Raw genomic sequence first — 16,487 nt, 5'->3', positions numbered from 1 at the left:
GTGTTTAGTTACTCTGTGGATTACTTTAAATTTAAAGCACGTTTTACAGGCGCAAAACTTTTTCGATGATAGGGTGTTGCCCCTAATAAGGCTAGTTTTTCCATATGGAAAACAGTTGGATACCCTTTATGTTTAGCAAAACCATAATCAGGGTAAAGCTTATCTAACTCTTCCATTTCTCTATCACGAGTCACTTTAGCAAGTATAGAAGCTGCACTAATTTCTTGAACTAAACTATCACCTTTTATAACCGCTTGAGAGTCCATAGGTAATTTAGGGCAACGGTTACCATCAATTAAGACCATATCAGGTGTTATTGATAACCCTCCAACAGCTCGTTCCATTGCTTTCATGGTTGCCCAAAGAATATTTAATTCATCAATTTCTTCAGGCTCTGCACGGCCTATCGCCCAGCATAATGCTTTTTCTTTTATTTCGTCGTAAAGAGCATTACGCTTTTTTTCTGTTAACTTTTTGGAGTCTGTTAACCCTTCAATTGGATTTGCTGGATCAAGAATAACGGCAGCGGTAACCACAGCCCCCACTAATGGGCCTCGACCAACTTCATCAACTCCAGCAATAAGATTTGCTTTTGGATATACAAATTCCATTATTTCTCTACCAATTCTAATACTGCATTTGCTGCTTGCTCATCCGCATTACAACGAATGGCGCTATGTAGCTGTAAAAATATCTCTTTTAATTGGCGTACTTTTTCTTCATCGGTTAAAAGAGGTAAAAGCTGTTCTGCTAATGCCGAAGGTTCACACTCTTCTTGCAATAATTCTTTGATAATTTCTCGACCAGCTAACAAATTAGGTAACGAGACATAAGGCGTTTTGACTAATCGTTTTGCTAACCAAAAAGTAAATGGTTTCATACGATAACCAACAACCATTGGGCATTTCGTTAGCATACATTCTAATGCGGCTGTACCTGATGCTAACAGAGTGGCATCACTCGCAGTCATTGCTTCTCTTGCTTGCCCATCAAGAAGTTGTATCTCAAGTTCGGGCGCCACATTCTGATGTATCAGTTCAAATTGGGCTCGTCGCTTAGTATTAACTAATGGCACAACAATATGAAGAGAGGGAATTTGCTGTTTTAGTAACTGTGCTGTTTTTATAAAATCAGCACTTAGCATCTCAACTTCAGCATGACGGCTACCGGGAAGAAGTGCTAAACAAGGAGTTTCTTTAGATATCCCTAGATGCTCACGAGCAGCCATTTTGTCTGGATTTAAGGCTATGGCATCAGCCATTGTATGACCAATAAAACGACAGGGAACCTGATACTTATCATAAAACGATTTTTCAAAAGGCAGAAAAGCTAAGACAAGATCTGTCGCTTTACCAATTTTGAAAACACGTTTTTGACGCCAAGCCCATACAGAGGGACTGACATAATGAATAGTTTTGATCCCTTTTTGCTTTAAACGGCCTTCAAGGGTGATATTAAAATCAGGTGCGTCGATCCCCACGAAAACATCAGGCTTTAACTCTGAGAATCGTTGAGTGAGATCTTTTCTGATCTTTAATAAGCGAGGTAATCGTTCGAGAACTTCAACGATCCCCATGACGGCAAGCTCTTCCATCTCATACCAAGCTTCACAGCCTTCAGCTTGCATAAGAGGTCCTGCAACACCGACAAAGCGAACATTGGGATGCATTTGTTTTAGAGCGCGGATTAATCCCGCGCCCAAGATATCACCGGACGTTTCACCAGCAACTAAGCCGATAACTAACGGACGCTGAGTAGTAGATAATTGGCCTGACAAGGTCATATCCTAATTAGCGAATGATACCGCGGTTAGATTTTGCTGAGTTTTCTAGAAAATCACTGAACAATTTGACATGCGGATTATTATTATCAGCAACCAACTGTCCAATTTCTTCACGCGCTTCTTCCAGTGTTTTACCATTACGATAGAGCACTTTGTAAGCATTACGGATTGCATGAAGATCTTCTTTAGCAAAACCTCTGCGCTTTAATCCTTCAATATTCAGCCCATAAGGGGTTGCGTGGTTTCCTTGTGCAATAACAAAAGGAGGAACATCTTGTGCCACACCTGAACATCCACCGACCATCACGTGAGAACCAATTTGGCAAAACTGATGAACTGCACTCATACCACCGATAATCACAAAATCCCCTAAAGTGACGTGACCACCCAGAGTGCCATTATTTGCAATAATACAACGATCACCAATGATACAATCATGTGCGACGTGAGTATTAATCATCAGTAAGTTATCGTTACCAATTTTTGTGATATTACCACCTTGGATTGTTCCACGATGAATAGTCACACTTTCACGAATAAGGTTTCGATCACCAATAATGACTTGCGTTGGTTCACCTCGATATTTCAGATCCTGATTAACTTCACCAATAGAAGTAAATTGATAGATCTGATTATCTCGACCAATGCGTGTGTGCCCATTGATAACAACGTGAGATTTGATGTCGGTTCCTTCACCAATCTCAACATTAGCACCAATGACACAAAAAGGGCCAATGCGAACATTAGCACCAATTACCGCACCCTCTTCAATAATTGAGGAAGGGTGAATTACTGCGGATTTATCTATCATAGGCTAGACCTCACGGCGGCGAGCACACATCATTTCAGCTTCGCAAGCAATTTCCCCATCAACTTTAGCGACGCCTTTAAAGCGAGCAACACCACGACGTTCTTTAATGAATTCTACCTCTAGGATCATTTGATCCCCAGGTAAGACAGGACGTTTAAAGCGAGCACCGTCAATAGCAGCAAAATAGTAGAGCTCACCAGGTTCCAGCTTTCCTACGCTTTTGAATGCTAAAATACCCGTTGCCTGTGCCATGGCTTCGAGGATCAGTACGCCCGGAAAAATTGGTTTTCCTGGAAAGTGACCTTGAAAGAAAGGCTCATTAAAAGATACATTTTTTACTGCTCTTAGAAATTTCTTTTCTTCAAAATCAAGGACACGATCAACCAATAAGAATGGATAACGGTGTGGAAGTAAATCTAAAATTTCTTCGATTTGCAGAGTATGATTCTCACTCATTGCAATACTCTTCCTGTCTAATAAAACTGAGTCTAATTAATAATGACACGACCTGCTGTGACTCAAAAAGTGAGTTAACCCGCAGGTCGCAAAATGGGTAACATTCGTCAATGACGTATATTGTTACTTGTCGCTACTTTTTACTTGACGTTCAAGCGACTTGAGCCTTTTTTGCATTTCATCAATTCGCAACACAAGTGCTGCGGTTTTACGCCATGCTTTATTCGATTGCAGCGGAATTCCTGAAGAATAAACACCCGGCTCAGTGATAGGACGCATTACCATTCCCATACCTGTTACCGTGACTTTATCACAGATTTCCATATGACCATTGATAACACTTGCTCCACCAATCATACAATAGCGACCTATTTTCAGGCTACCCGCCATGATGACACCACCAGCAACAGCGGTATTATCACCAATAATGACGTTATGTGCGATTTGGCACTGGTTATCAATGATAACACCATTACCGATAACTGTGTTATCTAATGCGCCTCGGTCGATTGTGGTGCATGCACCGATTTCAACGCGATCACCAATTACCACTGAACCTAATTGTGGAATTTTAATCCAATTACCACGTTCATTAGCATAACCAAAACCATCTGAACCAATCACAGTACCTGATTGAATTAGACAATCTTTACCAATGATAACCTCATGATAAACGGATACATTTGCCCATAAACGACTATTATCGCCAATATGTGCTTTTTTACCCACAAAACAACCGGCACCAATCACAACATTATCACCAAGGATAACATCAGATTCGATAACCGCATTTGCACCCACTGATACATTCTTTCCTAACTTAGCGTCAGGAGAAATAACAGCACTTGGGTGAATATCCTGTGCTGGCTGCGGTGTTGTATCCATAATCTGTGCCATTTGAGCATAGGCAAGATACGGGTTTTTCACCACAAGTGCGGCAACGGGACAAAATGGAAGATCAGCTTCTGTTAATACAACGGCAGCAGCCTGACATTCGCTTAATTTTTCACGATAGCGACTATCGGAAAGAAATGTAATTTGTTCGCTATTTGCTAGGCTCATTGAAGCAAGACCGGCGATAGTGATATCACCATCGCCGTGTAACTGTGCATTCAACTGCTGAGCAAGATCAGCTAATCGAATTGAAAACATCTATTATTTAACCTGTTTTTGAACCTGAGCAGTAATATCTTTACCATCTGCGAAATAAGGTACAGTGTTAGCATCAAGGATCACATCATAGCCTTCTTTCTTCGCTACTGCATCAACAGCGTCTAATACACGTTTCATGATTTTGTTACGTTCTTCAGCTTGACGACGGCTAAAGTCTTGCTCAAAAGCTTGTGCTTTTTGTGCATATGCTTCACGTTTAGCAACCAGATCTTTCTCTGTATTCGCACGTTGTGTTGCATTCATAGTTGGTGCATCTTTTTGATATTTCTCAACAGCGGTCTGTAGTGCTTTACCTAAGTTCTGCAATTCAGTATCACGTGATTTGAATTCATTTTCCAATTGTTTCTCTACCGCATCACGGTTAGGAATTTGTTGGAGAACTTGACCGATGTTCACAACACCTACTTTATCTGCGGCTTGAACACCTGCTGACATGGTCAATGCCATTCCTAGGGCAGCGGCACATAACAATTTTTTCACGATTAAACTCCTTAAAACCAAAAATAATTTTTTGTCAGAAATCGGATGCCTTTTTCAGCATTATGAATCAGGCATCAACTTTACTTACATCGCTACCACGTTCTACCAATATTAAACTGGAATTGCTCTGATTTATCGCCTTCGTAATCTTTTATTGGCTTCGCATAAGAGAATACTAACGGACCTAAAGGAGATAACCATTGTAACGCAACACCGGTTGAAACACGTATATCACTTGCACGACTATAATCTGGCATACCTGCTGTCCAAGCAGAGTTTGTACTACTCCAATTGGTATCCCATACTGTACCCGCATCAACAAACACCGACGTTCTGACCGAAGAGGAATATTTATCATCCACAAATGGGGTTGGTGTGATCAGCTCGAAACTTGCCACAGCCATAGCATTACCACCAATTGCGTCACTCGATGGTTCACCTGGTTTTGGCTTACCATTTTCACCAAGGTAAATGGCTTTAGGTCCGATATTATTTGAACGGAAACCACGAACGGTGCCAGAGCCCCCCGCATAGAAGTTTTCATAGAATGGTAATTCTTTACCACCTAAACCATCTCCGTAGCCTAAACGACCTTTAAACAGGGTTACCCAAGACTCTTTTTCATCAATTGGGTAGTACGCCATACCGTCCCAAGTTACTTTGTAGTACTTGTTATCAGAGCCAGGTACGGTCACACGTCCACTTAAGTTACTTCTCACACCAGATGTTGGGAAGAAACCTTTGTTTAAGTTATTGAATGTCCAACCAAGGCTGACAGTATAATCATCAGCATTAAAAGATTCGCGATCTTTAAAATTAGGATGTTCACCCATACTTTCAAGATAACGCCACATTGCAACCTGAGGTTCCATACGTGATAGACCATTATGAGTATAGCCTAAGCCAAGACGTGCCGAGTTATATTCATTAATTGGGAAGCCTAACGTACCATCTACACCGTAAGATTTATTGGTATAACCTGATAAATCAGCATCATTAGCGCGGAAGTCGTTATAGAAAATACGACCACCTAAACTCACACCATTAACGGTAAAGTATGGGTCAGTAACAGATAATTCTGCGTAAGTTGAGTAATCATTTTTACTCGCATTAATAGCGACTGCGTTACCTGTACCTAACCAGTTATCTTGAGTAACACCCACTTGGAAACTCACACCACTTTCAGTACCGAAACCGACACCAAAGTTAAGAGAACCCGTGTTACGCTCTTTTACACGATAAACTATATCAACCTGATCAGGAGAACCTGGAATACGCTGAGTTTCTGTTTCAACCGTTTCGAAATAACCTAAACGATTTAAACGCTCTTTACCTTGTTCAACTAAATCGCTACCTAACCACGCACCTTCCATTTGACGCATTTCACGGCGTAAAACAGAGTCTTTAGTGATGTCATTACCCGCAAAACGTACTTGACGAACATAGAAACGGTTTCCTGCATCTACGTTTACATGCAGTTTTACGGTTTTATTTTCATCATTAATTTCAGGGTTTGTCATAACGCGAGGATAAGCATATCCATAACGACCTAACAGATTTTTAATGTCATTTTCTGTTTTAGTTACTTGTGCACCATTATAAAGAGAGCCCGGTGCAATTTCGATAAGCTCTTCAATTTGTTTAGTGTAGCCTGCCGTATTACCATTGATTTCAGTATTTTCTACTGTGTATTTGTCACCTTCTTTCAGGTTAATGGTAATGTAAATTCCTTTTTTGTCTGGCGTTAAACTGACATTCGTCGATTCAATATCAAAACGTGCATAACCACGATCAAGATAGAAGCTTCTTAATGTTTCTAAGTCACCAGCCAGTTTTTGCTTCTGATATTTTTCATCAGCCGCTAAGTTCCACCAAGGAACATCGTCACGTAATTGGAAGCGGTTAACGAGCTCAGCAGTAGAAAACGCTTTATTACCAACAATGTTGATTTGCTGAATAGTTGCTGAAACACCCTCTGCAAACACGAGTTTTAAGTCGACACGGTTACGAGGAAGAGGTGTAACAACTACTTTTACAGTTGCATTATATTTACCAACACTATAATAGAAATCTTCAAGCCCTTTCTCGATATTTGCTAGCATTGTACGGTCAAGTGTTTCACCGATACGAATGTTAGAAGCATCAAGGTTCTGTTTTAGCATCTCTTCCTTGATTGCTTTGTTACCAGAGAAAGTAATGCTGGCAATAGTTGGACGCTCTTTTACTTGAACAATCAGAGTATTTCCGTCACGCAGGACACGAACATCATCAAAGTTTCCTGTCGCAAATAATGAACGGATAGTTCGGCTGATATCATCATTACCGACCGAGTCTCCAACCCGGACAGGCATGTTCAGTAATGCTGCACCAACGGCGACGCGTTGAAGACCTTCAAATTGAATGTCCTGAACTACGAATCCGTCTGAACCGTATGCAGTGGCGCTGCCCAGCAGCAGCGACGCTATAAGCAACTTTTTCATCGCCATCGTTGTTTTGTGTTTTCCTAACCGGTCCCTGCTTACCAATTATAAGCGAGAGAAATCATTGAAAAGTGCAAGTCCCATTAAAAGCATCAGTGCCATAATACCAATACGATAACAGAAATCTTGTACACGCTCAGATACCGGCCCTCCCTTTATCTTCTCGATAACCAGGAAAAGCAGGTGCCCGCCATCTAAGACAGGCAGGGGAAACAAGTTAATGATCCCCAAATTGACACTGATAAGCGCCATAAACATCAAATAATAAATAAAACCAGAATCAGCGGACATTCCAGCGCCTTTCGCGATAGAAACAGGCCCACTAAGGTTAATTAATTTGACGTCACCTACGACTAACTTGCCAATCATTTTGACAGTTAAACCCATCAACTGCCATGTTTTATCAGATGCTTCATAGAGCGCCGAAAATGGGTTGTATTGCTGCATTATCAAATATTGCTCATCAGGAGGTAATATTTGTAATTGCGCACCAACTTGCCCTACTTCAGTGCCATCTTTCAGTGCAACAGCTGTCGGTGTAACATTCAATATCAACGACGAGCCGTTACGTTCAACAAGAAGCTCCAAGGCCTTATTTGGGCTTTGTCGAACAAAATAAGTAAATGGATGCCATGTATCAATTGGCTGACCATCAACTTTAACGATACGATCCCCTGCCTGTAAACCTGCTTTTTCAGCAGCCGAGCCTTCGGTAACCTCAATAATTTTTGAGTCTAATCGAGCGCCAACAGGCATTATCCCTAGGGACAAGATAGGATCTTGTTTTTCAGGATCAAAACTCCACTGTTGTAAATTCAGTATATTCTCACTCTCAGAGAGAGAATTTGGATCTGAAACAACGAATGAAACCTCTTCGGCTCCAATTTTACTGACTAATGCTAAACGAACTGCATTCTGATCAGGCGTTTCGATACCTGCAACGGATTTTAGTTCCATTCCAGGCGTTAATTTTGCTTGTTCTGCGATAGAATTCGGACGAATGTCTGCAATTATAGGTTTTAATGCAGGAACACCTATCATAAAAACTATCCAATAGGCGACTATTGCTAACAAAAAGTTGGCAATAGGCCCTGCAGCAACAACAGCCGCACGTTGACCAACTGTTTTATTATTAAATGCTAGATGACGGCGCTCAGGTGCAACCTCAGCGACCCTCTCATCTAACATTTTTACATAGCCACCCAAAGGTATCCATGCGATAACAAATTCAGTGCCATGTTTATCTGTTTTGCGCCAAATTGCTTTTCCAAAACCAATAGAAAAACGCTCAACATAGATACCACAGCGCCTAGCTACCCAAAAATGCCCAAACTCATGTACCGTAATTAAAATACCTAAAACGATAATAAACGCGGCAAGATTCCACAGGATACCCATTACTTACCTTTATAGTTTAAAGCCAGAAGAAATCAGAAAGACCAATCCTGCAAAGACTGGAATAGCCGCAGTCAAACTATCAATTCTATCAAGCACACCACCATGCCCCGGTATCAATTGGCTACTGTCTTTAATACCTGAAACACGTTTAAACATGCTTTCTGCTAGATCACCAAATACCGATACAATGACAACAACGCCAGATATTAATAACAAGTTGCTAGGCACTTCAGTTACAGGTGCAAAATAAGTAAATAACCATGATGCAACACCAGCCGTAATCAACCCACCGATTAACCCTTCAAGGGTTTTACCCGGTGATACTTTAGGCGCCATTTTATGTTTACCCATTAGGCGTCCGAAGGCGTAGGCACCAGAGTCAGCAGCCCAAACTAATAACATGACATACAATAACCACCATGCGCCTGTATAAGTGTCAGTGTTATAACCCAACATACGCAACGCCATCATGCCACAATAAAAAGGAACAATCGTCAATATACCGAACAATAGCTTAATAAAAACTGAATTTTTCCACATATTGGCTGAATTCGGATAACTTACAACTAATAAAATTGCTGCTATCCACCAAATTAAACCCGCCCACAAACCATTTTTTATCATTGGAGTGTCTAGTAGGTGGTCAAAATTAGGCAAAGAAAACTGCATAACGAGTAACAATGCAACAAAGCCGATCCCTGTCGCAATACGTTTACCTTGAGAATGCCAGCCAATAAATTGTGCCCATTCCCAACCCGCTAAGCCTGATATTGCGATAATAACTAATCCGAAACCTGCAGGAGGAAGTAGAAATAGTGCAGCAATAACAATAGGGATTAAAATTAATGCAGTGATGACACGATACTTAAGCAAGTTATCCTCCCAGATTTATAGTATCTGTTTCTGATGTAGTACCACCGAAACGTCTTTCCCGTTTAGCAAAAGCATCTAGTGCATTCTGAAAAACTTGTTCATCAAAATCAGGCCATAAAACCTGTGTAAAATAAAGCTCAGCATAAGCTATCTGCCAAATAAGAAAATTACTTATGCGATGCTCACCACCTGTACGGATCACAAGATCGACACCAGGTTGATTATGCAAGCAAAGATGTGAAGATATGGTATTTTCATTAATATCTTCGAGATTAATTTCTCCTTTTGAGAGAGAGGTCGCTAATTGTTTTACACTTTGAGTAATATCCCATCGTCCACCGTAATTAGCAGCAATATTTAAATTAAGCCCTGTATTATTCGCAGTTAGTGCAACAGAATTTTTAATCCTGTCTTGTAGACGACGACTAAAACGACTGATATCGCCAATAACCGTAAGTTTAACATTATGTTTATGTAGGCTTTTCACTTCGTTGTCTAAAGCGAAGACAAATAATTCCATAAGAGAGCTGACTTCTTGCTCAGGCCTATTCCAGTTTTCGCTACTAAATGCGTATAACGTTAGTGATTCAATTTTGTGTTTCACGGAAAAGCTAACCGCATCCCGAACTGCTTTAATTCCCGCGCGATGCCCCGTTACTCGGAGTTTCCCTTGCTTTTTAGCCCAGCGTCCATTGCCATCCATAATGATAGCAACATGCTTTGGTTTTGATGCGGATGAATCGTCACTGGATAAGTTCACTCAATTTAACCCTTTGCTAATCTGATACTGATACAGACAGTCCTCTTCGGATAACCCATGCACAAAAAAAACCGTGTCACCCACGGCCTTTGGCAAAGCCTCAAAGTTGCTAAAGCAGTAGCTTTAGTAATGAACTGTTAATTTTCATTATTGTCTTTAGTGATTCGGCAACTATACCATTAGCCAGAAAGACGAACAAACACCCTATATTAAATATAATCACCATTATACAAATTGAGTGATTATCTGATGAGTTTCTAATCTGGCTAATTTATCAATTTCTAGAACATCATTAATACTTTGAGGCTCTGATAGGTCAAAATGTTCAACAACTTTGCGATTAATTTTAGCAATATCAGTAAACTTCACTTTTTCGTGTAAAAAAGCATCAACAACGACTTCATTAGCCGCATTTAACACTGTTGTTGCCGCTTGCCCACGCTTAGATGCTTCGATGGCAAGTGCTAAACAAGGGTAACGTTGGTAATCTGGACGAATAAACTCTAGCGATTGAATCTCAAAAAAATCTAATGCTTTTGCACCTGATTGAGTACGATGAGGATAAGCCATTGAGTACGCAATCGGTGTTCTCATATCGGGTTCACCAATTTGAGCAATAATGCTGCCATCACGGTAGCGAACCATTGAATGAATAACTGATTGTGGATGAATGATTACTTCCATTTCTTCTTCAGAAGCATTGAAGAAATAACGAGCTTCAATATACTCAAGCCCTTTATTCATCATTGTTGCTGAATCAACTGAGATTTTGCGTCCCATAGACCAATTTGGATGCGCACACGCTTGATCTGGAGTCATTGCTTCCAGCTCTTCTAATGGTGTATAGCGAAATGGCCCGCCAGATCCCGTTAACAGAATACTTGTCACACCTTCATCAGCTAAAGATGCATGGCCTAAATTTTCTTGGATAGCTTTAGGTAAACTTTGATAAATCGCGTTATGTTCACTATCAATCGGCAATACAGTTGCACCATATTTGGCCACTGCATCAAAGAAAAGACGCCCACTGGTTATCAGTGATTCTTTATTTGCTAATAGAATTCTTTTACCTTTTTCAATGGCCGCAAGTGTCGGTTTTAATCCTGCAACACCTGTTATAGCAGACATGACTTGATCAGCTTCATCAAGAGCTGCAATTTCATTGATCGCGTGAGACCCAGATAGAATTTCTGTTTTACAAGATGTATTAGAGAGTAGCTGTTTAAGCTGATTTGCACTTTTTTCATCAGACATCACAGCGTATTTAGGCTGGAAAACAAGGCACTGTTGCGCCATTTTGTCTGCATTTTTTCCTGCGGCTAAAGCAAGAACCTGATACTCATCAGGATTATTTTCAATTACGGAAAGAGTGCTAGTTCCGATAGATCCTGTTGAACCTAATATAGTTATTTGTTTCATTTATTAATCAATCAGTATGTCTACAACGTTTTAATTAAAGAGAATTATATCAGTATGACGAGGTAAATGAGGATTAAAGATGAAAACTTTAATAAATAATGTGACAAAAGAAGGCATTAAGCACGAATTTTCAAATAAATAGTTAAAAATAATGCCGCTAAAAAGCGGCATTATCGAAAAAAGATATAAAAATTAGAATTCCATTAACTCTGCTTCTTTCAGCGCTAATGCATCATCAATTTTTTTAATGAACATATCAGTTAATTTCTGAATGTCATCTTGTGAGCGGCGCTCATCATCTTCGCTGATTTCTTTATCTTTCAGTAATGCTTTTACTTTATCGTTAGCATCACGACGGATATTACGAATAGAAACGCGACCTTGTTCTGCATCACCACGAACAACTTTGATTAGATCTTTACGACGTTCTTCAGTTAATGGAGGCAGTGGAACACGGATAATGGTACCAGCAGATGAAGGATTTAAACCTAAATCTGATGCCATAATTGCTTTTTCAACGGCAGGAGCTAAAGTACGGTCGAATACAGTGATTGCCAGTGTACGGCCATCTTCTGCGACAACGTTAGCAACTTGGTTTAATGGAGTTGGCGCTCCGTAGTATTCAACTACAATGCCATCTAAAAGGGCAGGAGACGCACGACCAGTACGAACTTTATTAATCTGGCTTTTTAGTGCTTCAACGCTTTTATCCATGCGTTCTTGAGCATCTTTTTTGATTTCATTAATCACGTTATAAACCCTTGGGAACTGGTTATCTTCCAGTCGATATGAAAAACATACCGACATAAATGAATTGGCGTACTCTAGATGTTAACGCCAAATTATACCGTTGTCTCTGTGTATTAAGCGTGAGAAATCAAAGTTCCTTCACTTTCACCCATTACAACCCGACGTAATGCACCCGGTTTATTCATATTGAATACGCGGATAGGTAAATTATGATCTCGGGCTAATGTGAATGCAGCAAGATCCATGACTTTCAATTCACGTTCTAATACATCCTGATAAGTCAGTGTTTCATAAAGTACTGCATCAGGATCTTTGGTTGGATCGGCAGAATAAACGCCGTCCACTTTCGTTGCTTTTAGTACAACGTCAGCTTCAATTTCAATACCGCGTAAACACGCAGCAGAATCGGTAGTAAAGAATGGGTTACCTGTACCAGCCGAGAAAATAACGACTCGACCGTGGCGTAATAAGCTAATTGCCTCTGCCCAACTGTAGTTATCGCAGACACCATTCAATGGAAACGCAGACATAAGGCGCGCGTTTACATAAGCACGGTGCAATGAATCACGCATTGCTAAACCATTCATTACTGTCGCGAGCATTCCCATGTGGTCACCCACAACACGGTTCATACCTGCCGCAGCAAGACCCGCGCCACGGAACAAGTTACCACCGCCAATTACGACACCGACTTGTATACCTAATTCAACGAGTTCTTTGATTTCCTGAGCCATGCGATCAAGTACGCTCGCATCGATACCGAAACCTTCTGCGCCTTGCAGGGCTTCGCCACTCAGCTTTAATAAAATTCGCTGATATACAGGTTTTGCATTGGTAGCCATGGTGTTCTGTCCTAAGCAGATTAGTTAATTGGAGGTTTTAGATAGCTTCTCTTTTAACAAAAAAAAGCAAACAGCCAGTGGAGATTACAACAAAACAGAACCGCCATTAGGCGGTTCTGTTAACGCTAAGCGTTATTATTTGCTCATTGCAGCAACTTCAGCTGCGAAATCAGCTTCAACTTTCTCAATACCTTCACCAACTTCGAAACGAACGAAGTTGATAACATCAGCATTGTTTTCTTTCAGCAGTTCACCAACAGTTTTGCTTGGATCCATTACGAAATGCTGACCAGTCAGAGAAATCTCACCGGTGAATTTGTTCATGCGACCGATAACCATTTTTTCTGCGATTTCGCGTGGTTTACCTGATTGCATTGCAATATCCATCTGAATTTGGTGCTCATGTTCAACAACATCAGCAGGAACATCTTCAGGACGAACATATTCTGGTTTGCTTGCAGCAACGTGCATAGCAATGTGTTTGATCAGTTCTTCGTTAGCGCCTTTAGCTGAAACTAAAACACCAATACGAGCACCGTGTAGATAAGTACCTAATTCTTCAGCTTCTAATACAGCAACACGACGAATGTTGATGTTTTCACCGATTTTAGCAACTAATGCAGTACGAGTTTCTTCGAATTTAGCTTTCAGAGCATCGATATCATCAGTTTTGTCTGCTAATACAGCAGCCATAACTTCTTTACCAAAAGCGATGAAACCAGCATCTTTAGCAACGAAGTCTGTTTCACAGTTCAGTTCAACCAGCGCACCGAATTTACCATCAGCAGCAACTTCTGCAAGGATGATGCCTTCAGCAGCAACACGGCCTGCTTTTTTAGCAGCTTTAGCTTGACCTGATTTACGCATGTTGTCGATTGCTAATTCGATATCACCATTAGCTTCAACCAGCGCTTTTTTACATTCCATCATGCCTGCGCCAGTACGTTCACGCAGTTCTTTTACCAATGCAGCGGTAATTCCAGACATTTGTTTCTTCCTCGACTTTTCTATGGGCTAACCATAGATGTTCTCATAGCAGATGTGTAAAGGGGGCCTATTGAGGCCCCCTAACCAATATATAGCAATACCTGGTTAAATAAGGGCTCTTACGAGCATGCCTTATTATTCAGCTTCGACTAAGCCTTCTTCAGCCTGAACAGCCAGATCTTGAGAACGACCTTCACGAACAGCTGTAGCTGCAGCGGTCAGATATAATTTAACCGCACGGATTGCATCGTCATTACCAGGGATAATGAAGTCGATACCATCTGGATCAGAGTTAGTATCAACGATAGCAAATACTGGGATCCCCAGGTTGTTTGCTTCTTTGATAGCAATGTGTTCGTGTTCAGCATCGATAACAAACAGAGCGTCAGGTAAACCGCCCATGTCTTTGATACCACCCAGGCTGTTTTCTAACTTACCAAGTTCACGAGAACGCATTAACGCTTCTTTCTTGGTCAGTTTGTCAAATGTACCGTCCTGAGATTGTGATTCTAAATCTTTCAGGCGTTTGATTGACTGACGAACAGTTTTCCAGTTAGTCAGCATACCGCCTAACCAGCGGTGGTTTACATAAAACTGGTCACAGCTTTCTGCTGCTTCTTTAACAGCTTCAACGGCAGAGCGCTTAGTACCAACAAACAGGATTTTGCCTTTACGAGAAGCAATTTTGTTCAGTTCAACCAGAGCTTCATTGAACATTGGAACAGTTTTTTCCAAGTTAATGATATGAACTTTGTTACGCGCACCAAAGATGAATGGTTTCATTTTTGGATTCCAGTAACGAGTTTGGTGACCGAAGTGAACACCGGCTTGCAGCATATCGCGCATTGAAACAGTTGCCATTTTAGACCTCTATAAATTTAAATTTGGGGTTATTTCGTCCACAAATCCCATACGACCGACTCATCAGCTGTAAAGGTTTAGCCTTTACATAAGAGCACCCCGGCGTTATGTGTCGATTTGTGTGTGTAATTAACACAATTGAATGTTTCAGATTTACTGCCATTACTCATGGTGTGATGCAATAACAGAACTCCGGCGCGCTTTATACCATAAATAACCTTAAGAAACCACTATTACTTACGATTGCCACGGCCTTATTTGACATAAAAACACATCATTTAGGCAAAGAAAAAAACGAGATTAGTGCAGTGATGATAAATATTGCTCTAATATCAATTTGCTAGAAAAACAGCAAATAGAAAAGCGCAATATGTAAAGACAGTCAGATAAAGAAAGCGTAATGTTCGTCATTATTCTCGATATCAGACAGATTGCACACATCCTCTTTATTGGCACACCTACATTCTGCTGATATCATAAATGGTAATCAGAATTATTTCTTATCATCATTCATACAATCTGCAATACAAAATATGAATACAACAAAGCGTGTTATCTAATTCGTATTGTGGCTTTTACTAGACGAAGAACTCAAATGGCTATTGTAATCAAGACAGAAGAAGATATTCAAAAAATGCGCGTCGCAGGTCGTCTTGCGGCAGAAGTTCTTGAAATTATCGCACCGTTCGTAAAACCAGGTGTAAACACCGCTGAATTAGACCGTATTTGTCACGAACATATTGTTAACGCACAACAGGCTATTCCTGCTTGTCTTAACTATCATGGTTTCCCTAAATCAGTCTGTATTTCGGTTAACGATGTTATTTGTCACGGTATTCCTAGTGAAGAAAAAATCCTTAAAGATGGTGATATCGTTAATATTGATGTCACTGTTATTAAAGATGGTTTTCATGGCGATACCTCAAAAATGTTTATTGTAGGTAAACCAACAATCCAAGGTGAACGTTTATGTCGTATCACTCAAGAAAGCCTCTACCTTGCCATTAAAATGGTTAAACCAGGCATTCGCTTACGTGAACTTGGCAAAGCAATTCAAAAATTTGTTGAAGGTCATGACTATTCTGTTGTTCGCGAATATTGCGGCCATGGTATTGGTGAAGGATTCCATGAAGAGCCCCAAGTTCTACACTATGATGCAGATGATAGCGGTGTTGTGTTACAAAAAGGCATGGCATTTACCATCGAGCCAATGGTAAACACAGGTGATTACCGTATTCGTACAATGAAAGATGGCTGGACTGTTAAAACTAAAGACAGAGGTTGGTCAGCACAGTACGAGCATACATTAGTTGTTACCGACAATGGCTGTGAAATCATGACATTACGCAAAGAAGAAGAGCCATTTATTTCAGCAGTATTAGTCAACGAATAAGCTTCTTTAGCTAAAATGTAA

At 40.5% G+C, this 16,487-nt stretch carries 16 protein-coding genes; 1 reads left to right on the top strand and 15 read right to left on the bottom strand.

Features of this window, described 5'->3' with window-relative positions; genetic code table 11:
• Positions 1–20 precede the first annotated feature (20 nt).
• The 15 genes from rnhB to rpsB all read right to left on the bottom strand — a co-directional run bounded on the left by rnhB (position 21) and on the right by rpsB (position 15,073).
• Positions 21–611, bottom strand: a complete 591-nt coding sequence (gene rnhB, locus GWJ01_RS09650) for a ribonuclease HII (RefSeq protein WP_109402015.1) — start codon at positions 609–611, stop codon at positions 21–23.
• Positions 611–1,783, bottom strand: coding sequence for a lipid-A-disaccharide synthase (gene lpxB / locus GWJ01_RS09645; RefSeq protein ID WP_161711017.1), 1,173 nt, complete (start codon positions 1,781–1,783; stop codon positions 611–613). Before lpxB ends, rnhB begins: the two co-directional genes overlap by 1 nt.
• 7 nt (positions 1,784–1,790) lie before the next feature.
• A complete protein-coding gene (gene lpxA / locus GWJ01_RS09640) occupies positions 1,791–2,594 on the bottom strand; it encodes an acyl-ACP--UDP-N-acetylglucosamine O-acyltransferase (RefSeq protein ID WP_109402017.1) in 804 nt (267 codons plus the stop codon).
• 3 nt (positions 2,595–2,597) lie between these two features.
• Complete coding sequence (gene fabZ / locus GWJ01_RS09635; RefSeq protein WP_006535887.1) at positions 2,598–3,050, bottom strand: 3-hydroxyacyl-ACP dehydratase FabZ; 453 nt, start codon at positions 3,048–3,050, stop codon at positions 2,598–2,600.
• Between the two features lie 123 nt (positions 3,051–3,173).
• Entirely contained in the window at positions 3,174–4,202 is a 1,029-nt protein-coding gene (gene lpxD, locus GWJ01_RS09630) for a UDP-3-O-(3-hydroxymyristoyl)glucosamine N-acyltransferase (RefSeq protein ID WP_109402018.1), read from the bottom strand.
• A 3-nt stretch (positions 4,203–4,205) separates the two neighbouring features.
• Positions 4,206–4,703, bottom strand: coding sequence for an OmpH family outer membrane protein (locus GWJ01_RS09625; RefSeq protein ID WP_036934019.1), 498 nt, complete (start codon positions 4,701–4,703; stop codon positions 4,206–4,208).
• Between the two features lie 92 nt (positions 4,704–4,795).
• The gene (gene bamA / locus GWJ01_RS09620; protein ID WP_109394054.1) at positions 4,796–7,189 is read right to left on the bottom strand and encodes an outer membrane protein assembly factor BamA; all 2,394 of its coding nucleotides are present in this window, start codon (positions 7,187–7,189) and stop codon (positions 4,796–4,798) included.
• Positions 7,190–7,228: 39 nt separating this feature from the next.
• Complete coding sequence (gene rseP / locus GWJ01_RS09615; protein ID WP_161711016.1) at positions 7,229–8,581, bottom strand: sigma E protease regulator RseP; 1,353 nt, start codon at positions 8,579–8,581, stop codon at positions 7,229–7,231.
• Positions 8,582–8,590: 9 nt separating this feature from the next.
• Positions 8,591–9,454, bottom strand: a complete 864-nt coding sequence (cdsA, locus tag GWJ01_RS09610; protein WP_109394056.1) for a phosphatidate cytidylyltransferase — start codon at positions 9,452–9,454, stop codon at positions 8,591–8,593.
• A gap of 1 nt (position 9,455) precedes the next feature.
• The gene (gene uppS / locus GWJ01_RS09605) at positions 9,456–10,157 is read right to left on the bottom strand and encodes a polyprenyl diphosphate synthase (RefSeq protein ID WP_202611177.1); all 702 of its coding nucleotides are present in this window, start codon (positions 10,155–10,157) and stop codon (positions 9,456–9,458) included.
• Between the two features lie 282 nt (positions 10,158–10,439).
• Positions 10,440–11,633: a 1-deoxy-D-xylulose-5-phosphate reductoisomerase gene (gene ispC / locus GWJ01_RS09600; RefSeq protein WP_109394058.1), complete on the bottom strand. Its 1,194-nt coding sequence runs from the start codon at positions 11,631–11,633 to the stop codon at positions 10,440–10,442.
• 192 nt (positions 11,634–11,825) lie between these two features.
• The gene (gene frr, locus GWJ01_RS09595; RefSeq protein WP_075671704.1) at positions 11,826–12,383 is read right to left on the bottom strand and encodes a ribosome recycling factor; all 558 of its coding nucleotides are present in this window, start codon (positions 12,381–12,383) and stop codon (positions 11,826–11,828) included.
• Between the two features lie 113 nt (positions 12,384–12,496).
• Positions 12,497–13,225: a UMP kinase gene (gene pyrH, locus GWJ01_RS09590; protein ID WP_023582710.1), complete on the bottom strand. Its 729-nt coding sequence runs from the start codon at positions 13,223–13,225 to the stop codon at positions 12,497–12,499.
• 135 nt (positions 13,226–13,360) lie between these two features.
• Positions 13,361–14,212 carry a translation elongation factor Ts gene (gene tsf, locus GWJ01_RS09585; protein WP_088494696.1) on the bottom strand — a complete coding sequence of 284 codons (852 nt, stop codon included), beginning with the start codon at positions 14,210–14,212 and terminating at the stop codon, positions 13,361–13,363.
• Positions 14,213–14,347: 135 nt separating this feature from the next.
• On the bottom strand, positions 14,348–15,073 hold the full coding sequence (gene rpsB / locus GWJ01_RS09580; RefSeq protein WP_023582712.1) for a 30S ribosomal protein S2: 726 nt from the start codon (positions 15,071–15,073) through the stop codon (positions 14,348–14,350).
• Positions 15,074–15,668: 595 nt separating this feature from the next.
• Here rpsB and map point away from each other — a divergent pair.
• Positions 15,669–16,466 (top strand): type I methionyl aminopeptidase, encoded by a 798-nt coding sequence (gene map, locus GWJ01_RS09575; RefSeq protein ID WP_075671708.1) that lies wholly within the window; start codon positions 15,669–15,671, stop codon positions 16,464–16,466.
• Positions 16,467–16,487 lie beyond the last annotated feature (21 nt).

Source organism: Proteus sp. G2618, from assembly GCF_009915995.1.
Taxonomy (GTDB): domain Bacteria; phylum Pseudomonadota; class Gammaproteobacteria; order Enterobacterales; family Enterobacteriaceae; genus Proteus; species Proteus terrae.
Note: the sequence above shows the minus strand (reverse complement) of the source record. Positions and strands in the feature narration are given on the sequence as shown.